Origin of the sequence: Caballeronia sp. (assembly GCF_049581465.1) — a bacterium.
Classification (GTDB): Bacteria; Pseudomonadota; Gammaproteobacteria; order Burkholderiales; family Burkholderiaceae; genus Caballeronia.
The window spans coordinates 1-4,212 of the sequence record NZ_JBAUSA010000536.1; the positions used below are offsets into that span (position 1 = coordinate 1).

The following is a 4,212-nucleotide window of genomic DNA, read 5'->3' on the forward strand; positions in this document are numbered from 1 at the left end:
GGAAGGCGTCGCGCGGTCGTATTTGAAGATCAACGGTTCTTGGGCCGATCACGTGATTACCTCGCTGCTCAATCCAGACGATCTGGGTTAAGAAGAGCGCGCGTTCGTCCGTGGCATTGGATGCTAGCTTCGCGTCGTCACCGCGAACAGGCGACGCCATCGCGATGGTCGTGTGGCATATCACGGGGGATGACAGTGCAAGGGCCAATATTTTCAGATGATGCATCGGTCGGCGCGTCATTCGCCCGCATCCGCCCCCTATTATTGTCGTTTTAGGAACAGTGAATTCGTAAATTAGGTATTTACCCTAATAGTCCATCCTCATAGACTCTCTTCACCGCTGCAAACAAACCTGTCTGCAGGCCGAAAAAGAACAATCTCTGGGATAACAATCATGAAATCACTCATTCAAGCCGTTGTCATTGCCGCTACTCTTGCTGCTCCCGTTGCCGTTTTCGCCCAGTCGAACCAACCGTTGACCCGTGCGCAAGTCAACGAGCAACTGGTTCAAATCGAAAAAGCTGGCTACAACCCGGCTAGGAACAACCCCAACGAATACCCGTCGAACATCCAGGCTGCTGAAGCTCGTGTTGCTGCCCAGAACACCGCAGTGGGTGGTGTCGCTGCGGGTTCGTCGCAACAGGGTTCAGCAGCAGTAGCTCAGTAAGTCATCGCGCTGACAGGCTGTTTGTTCGCTGGAGCGCGTGAATTTGCTGCGTTTGGCCGCTGTATATCATTGCCCCGCGATCGAGATTTTGCCTCGATCTCGGGGCTTTGTTCTTATCAGAACCTTCGCCCCCGGGTTCTCGGTGGCTTCGTCTAGCCCTAATTGGCCGGGCGCTTGTTCCCTCGCATTTTCGAATCACCTGCCTAGCCAGAGTAGCCGCTTGGCCGCTCAACGATGTCGACTGGCTCCAATTGCGGCGGGACTATCTCGTTGACCTGAAGCGGTGGCCTATACGTCCGGTTTCTAACCGCTTATCGTGAGGTCGGGATTTTCCCTCACGATCTTCAGCAGGAAGTCCATGACTGCCCGTACTTGCGGCGAACGGCGCAGGTCCCGATGAATAGCCATCCAGATGTCTCGCGAAAACGGTTCGCCGTCGTACGCGACGCGTTGCAGCTTCGCATCGGTATCTGCCAGGAAACCTGGTAGGCCAGCCACGCCGGCGCCTGCTTGAGCCGCTGCCAGATGCCCGTTGATATCGCTGATTTCGCAAGCGATGGGTCTCCCCTTGGCAACGCTCATCAACCACTTCTGCTGCGGCGTGTCCGCGAACCCTGCATCGTAGGCGATGAACTCCCAGGCAGACGGATTGTGCAGGTGCGGATAGTCCCTGCTCGCGTATAGATCGAACGACATCCGCCCTAACTTGCGCACGACGCTGGTCACTTCCTCAGGCCGAACCAGTCTTAGGGCGACATCCGCCTCCCTTCGACTGAGTGAAACCTGTCGCGCCTCGCTGGAAACAGACAACTGCACGCCGGGATGTGTGCGCCGAAAGTCCGCGAGGTGCTTCACCAGAAAATTGGCCACTAGCACCGGCGGTGCGCTCAACGTGACCGTGCCGCTTAGCGGGGAACGGCTGGCGTCCAGGAATCGCTCGATCGCGTACGCGTCTTCTTCCATTCCTTGAGCCAGTTCGAACACACGCTGGCCAACCGGAGTGAGCTTGCAAGCCCTCGGCAGACGCTCGATCAAGCGGGTCTTGATTTCGTCCTCCAGTGCGCTCAGGCGTCGGCTCACCGTCGCGTGATCAACCTTCAGGCTGCGAGCGGCACCCGACAACGTGCCAATGCGGGCTACCGCCAGGAAATGACGAATGTTTTCCCAATCGAGCATCGGTGCATTTTCTCAAGGGTGGTTTGCGGTAATGTGGAATGTTCGCGCAGAGCCAGTATGCCTAACATCGGAACCTCTTCAGCCGATAAGGTGTGTTCCCGATGAACCTGTCCATGAGCCGCGATCAACGCGGTACCGTCGCCGGTGCAGGCCTGGGCTTTGTCGTCGTTTTGCTTGATGTCAGCGTGGTCAATGTCGCGCTGTCCCAGCCTTCGTCCACAAGCTGATCGCCCAAGTTGCAAAGCTCCGTCTCTGCTCCATGAGAGCGCTACGCAATACCGCAACGTCGTTTGATCCAGTGGTGTGTTCTCCTATTCAATCAAAATCATCAGTAGTGGTAGCGGCACGAGATGACGTTAATCTGCGCATCCGTAATCTCATAGACCAGACGATTGGTTTCGTCGATGCGTCGCGACCAAAAACCTGTCAAATTCGCCTTCAGCGGTTCGGGTTTTCCTATACCCTCGAACGGCGCTCGTTGAGTATCTTTGACGAGCTGATTGATTCGCTTAAGTGCCTTCTTATCTTGCCCCTGCCAATAGACATAGTCGTCCGATGCTTCGGCAGTCCACATGATGTTCAACGTGCTCATGCGCCAGCATCATCCAGCTTGTGTGACTTGACCTTGCCAGCACGCAGTTGCTTGATAGGCCGCTCAAGATGAGCGACGTTCGCTGGTGAGCGCAACAGATAAACCGTCTCCATCAAACTGTCGTAATGCTCCTGCGACATGACAATCGCATTTGGGCGCATTGCGGCGAGTGATAAGCGTAACCTCGACGTCATCAACGACGTTATCGATCACCTGCTTAAGGTTGGCGCGCGCGTCGCTGAAAGGGATTGTGCGCATTTGTTCTCCTTGGCTTGCACCTGTACAGAATAACGCTCAGGTGTAACACGCCGATCAAACATGTACAACTGTCTGTACATGCGCGTTTTACCGATGCCTGAAATCGCATGGAAGGGCGTGAGTTCGCCGAGGAGAAACAAGAAAACGTCGTCCACGCGTTCAAGTCGAATCCGCCTCAGGATATGTTGATAGCGCGTGTGGTCGAAATGGACTGGTCGTGAGAGGCACGGAGGCGGCATGCTCGGGGTGGCGGTATTCGGGTTTTTCGTACGCAACACCCGTCCCGATGCATTTATGCAAGGTATGCATCTTTGCGGAAGAACCCAGCCAGTGCTCGCTCCGGCACGAGCCCTTCAAGCGCTCTGCAGAATGGCCATCGCCTTTTCGGCATCGTCCAGGGAGTCAACCGCGAGATAAGCGATGAACTGTGTGCCAAGGACAGCGGCGGAAACGCCGCGGAGGTTGATCTCCCCATCTGCCAGCATCTGGCTCAATTGCGCGATGATCCCCAACTGGTCCAGACCCATTACACGGACGGAGTGAAGGCTCGGGGTGAGGTTGAACCCCACCTGTTTCGCTGCATTGATCTCGCCGTCTCCCTGCAGCGGTGCGACAAACACGACCCCCGCGCCCGATGCTTCCGGCGTGCGACGTGCGACGACGAACTGCAAGTCTGCGCCAGCATCCCGCAAAGCGCTTAATACTTGCGCAAGCCCACCCGGTTTGTCCTCGATGGTGGCAGCCCAGACATCGACGCGTTCTACGCTCAGTTCCATGGCAGTCCCTCCCGCCTGATGCATCGTCCACTAAAATCTACTCCACCAACGGCACGCGAGCAAGGCCGGCAGCGTGGCGCGCGCCAATTGGGCGGTCCGCTCGTGTCATCATAGTTGCCGCTTAACCGGAGCAAGCGCATTGGACGAGCCCTCCGCCGATCAAATAAGGCTTCCGGCGCCCGCCGTCACTTCAGTCGCCAAGGACTTCACACTGATGCCCTCTACCGTGCGCAACTCGCTCGTCTGGATCTTCGAAGCATTCGAGCGAGATTCAACCTACACCGCCAAGCGGATGTTCGGCTGCGATGCCGCCTATATCGACGGCCTGTTGTGTCTGGTTGCGGCCGATCGCGACGAGCCGTGGAACGGCTTGCTGGTGTGTACATCGCAAGAGCGCCATGCCGCGCTCATCGACGAAATGCCCAGTTTGCAGCCGCATCCGGTACTAGGGAAATGGCTTTACGTGTCGCAAGACGATCCCGCATTCGAAACCATCGCGCAAAGGATGACGGCCCTCGTGCTGGCGCGCGACCGGCGCGTGGGTGTTGAGCCAAAGCCACGGCGACGGGGTGGTAAATCGACGCTGCCACTGGCATAAGGCATTGATGCGACGGACCGCGCTTCAGCGATCATCGTCCCAAATCGACGAAGGATGCCGGCACAGCGCCCGCACATCGAGCGTCATATAAGGAAACAACGGCAACTGCATCAGCAGGTCATTCAGGTGCTGGGGGCTTTCAACG

At 57.2% G+C, this 4,212-nt stretch carries 7 protein-coding genes and 1 pseudogene; 3 read left to right on the plus strand and 5 right to left on the minus strand.

Going from position 1 to position 4,212, the window contains the following annotated elements; all coding sequences use genetic code 11:
• The first annotated feature begins 394 nt into the window (after positions 1 to 394).
• The gene (locus WCA53_RS13255) at positions 395 to 667 is read left to right on the plus strand and encodes a DUF4148 domain-containing protein (protein WP_423910672.1); all 273 of its coding nucleotides are present in this window, start codon (positions 395 to 397) and stop codon (positions 665 to 667) included.
• Between the two features lie 303 nt (positions 668 to 970).
• Here WCA53_RS13255 and WCA53_RS13260 read toward each other — a convergent pair whose 3' ends face one another.
• Entirely contained in the window at positions 971 to 1,843 is an 873-nt protein-coding gene (locus WCA53_RS13260) for a LysR family transcriptional regulator (protein WP_423910676.1), read from the minus strand.
• A 101-nt stretch (positions 1,844 to 1,944) separates the two neighbouring features.
• Between WCA53_RS13260 and WCA53_RS13265 the strand changes: the two genes are divergently transcribed.
• Positions 1,945 to 2,070 (plus strand): hypothetical protein, encoded by a 126-nt coding sequence (locus WCA53_RS13265; protein ID WP_423910679.1) that lies wholly within the window; start codon positions 1,945 to 1,947, stop codon positions 2,068 to 2,070.
• Between the two features lie 101 nt (positions 2,071 to 2,171).
• Here the strand turns inward: WCA53_RS13265 and WCA53_RS13270 are convergent, their stop codons facing one another.
• From WCA53_RS13270 to WCA53_RS13280, 3 genes and pseudogenes are all read right to left on the minus strand, one after another.
• Positions 2,172 to 2,435: a Txe/YoeB family addiction module toxin gene (locus tag WCA53_RS13270; RefSeq protein WP_423910682.1), complete on the minus strand. Its 264-nt coding sequence runs from the start codon at positions 2,433 to 2,435 to the stop codon at positions 2,172 to 2,174.
• Positions 2,432 to 2,693, minus strand: a pseudogene (locus WCA53_RS13275) (type II toxin-antitoxin system Phd/YefM family antitoxin). Before WCA53_RS13275 ends, WCA53_RS13270 begins: the two are co-directional and overlap by 4 nt.
• 353 nt (positions 2,694 to 3,046) lie before the next feature.
• The gene (locus tag WCA53_RS13280) at positions 3,047 to 3,469 is read right to left on the minus strand and encodes an ACT domain-containing protein (protein ID WP_423910687.1); all 423 of its coding nucleotides are present in this window, start codon (positions 3,467 to 3,469) and stop codon (positions 3,047 to 3,049) included.
• Between the two features lie 214 nt (positions 3,470 to 3,683).
• Between WCA53_RS13280 and WCA53_RS13285 the strand changes: the two genes are divergently transcribed.
• Positions 3,684 to 4,067 (plus strand): hypothetical protein, encoded by a 384-nt coding sequence (locus WCA53_RS13285; RefSeq protein WP_423910691.1) that lies wholly within the window; start codon positions 3,684 to 3,686, stop codon positions 4,065 to 4,067.
• A gap of 24 nt (positions 4,068 to 4,091) precedes the next feature.
• Here the strand turns inward: WCA53_RS13285 and WCA53_RS13290 are convergent.
• Positions 4,092 to 4,212, minus strand: a 121-nt coding sequence (locus WCA53_RS13290; protein ID WP_423910694.1) for a muconolactone Delta-isomerase family protein, incomplete at its 5' end; no start/stop codon positions are given.

What these genes read in the sequence shown, in the direction of transcription:
- WCA53_RS13285 (WP_423910691.1), top strand. Translation starts at nt 3,684, where the DNA reads ATGCCCTCTACCGTGCGCAACTCGCTCGTCTGGATCTTCGAAGCATTC.
- WCA53_RS13255 (WP_423910672.1), top strand. Translation starts at nt 395, where the DNA reads ATGAAATCACTCATTCAAGCCGTTGTCATTGCCGCTACTCTTGCTGCT.
- WCA53_RS13260 (WP_423910676.1), bottom strand. Translation starts at nt 1,843, where the DNA reads ATGCTCGATTGGGAAAACATTCGTCATTTCCTGGCGGTAGCCCGCATT.
- WCA53_RS13280 (WP_423910687.1), bottom strand. Translation starts at nt 3,469, where the DNA reads ATGGAACTGAGCGTAGAACGCGTCGATGTCTGGGCTGCCACCATCGAG.
- WCA53_RS13265 (WP_423910679.1), top strand. Translation starts at nt 1,945, where the DNA reads ATGAACCTGTCCATGAGCCGCGATCAACGCGGTACCGTCGCCGGTGCA.
- WCA53_RS13270 (WP_423910682.1), bottom strand. Translation starts at nt 2,435, where the DNA reads ATGAGCACGTTGAACATCATGTGGACTGCCGAAGCATCGGACGACTAT.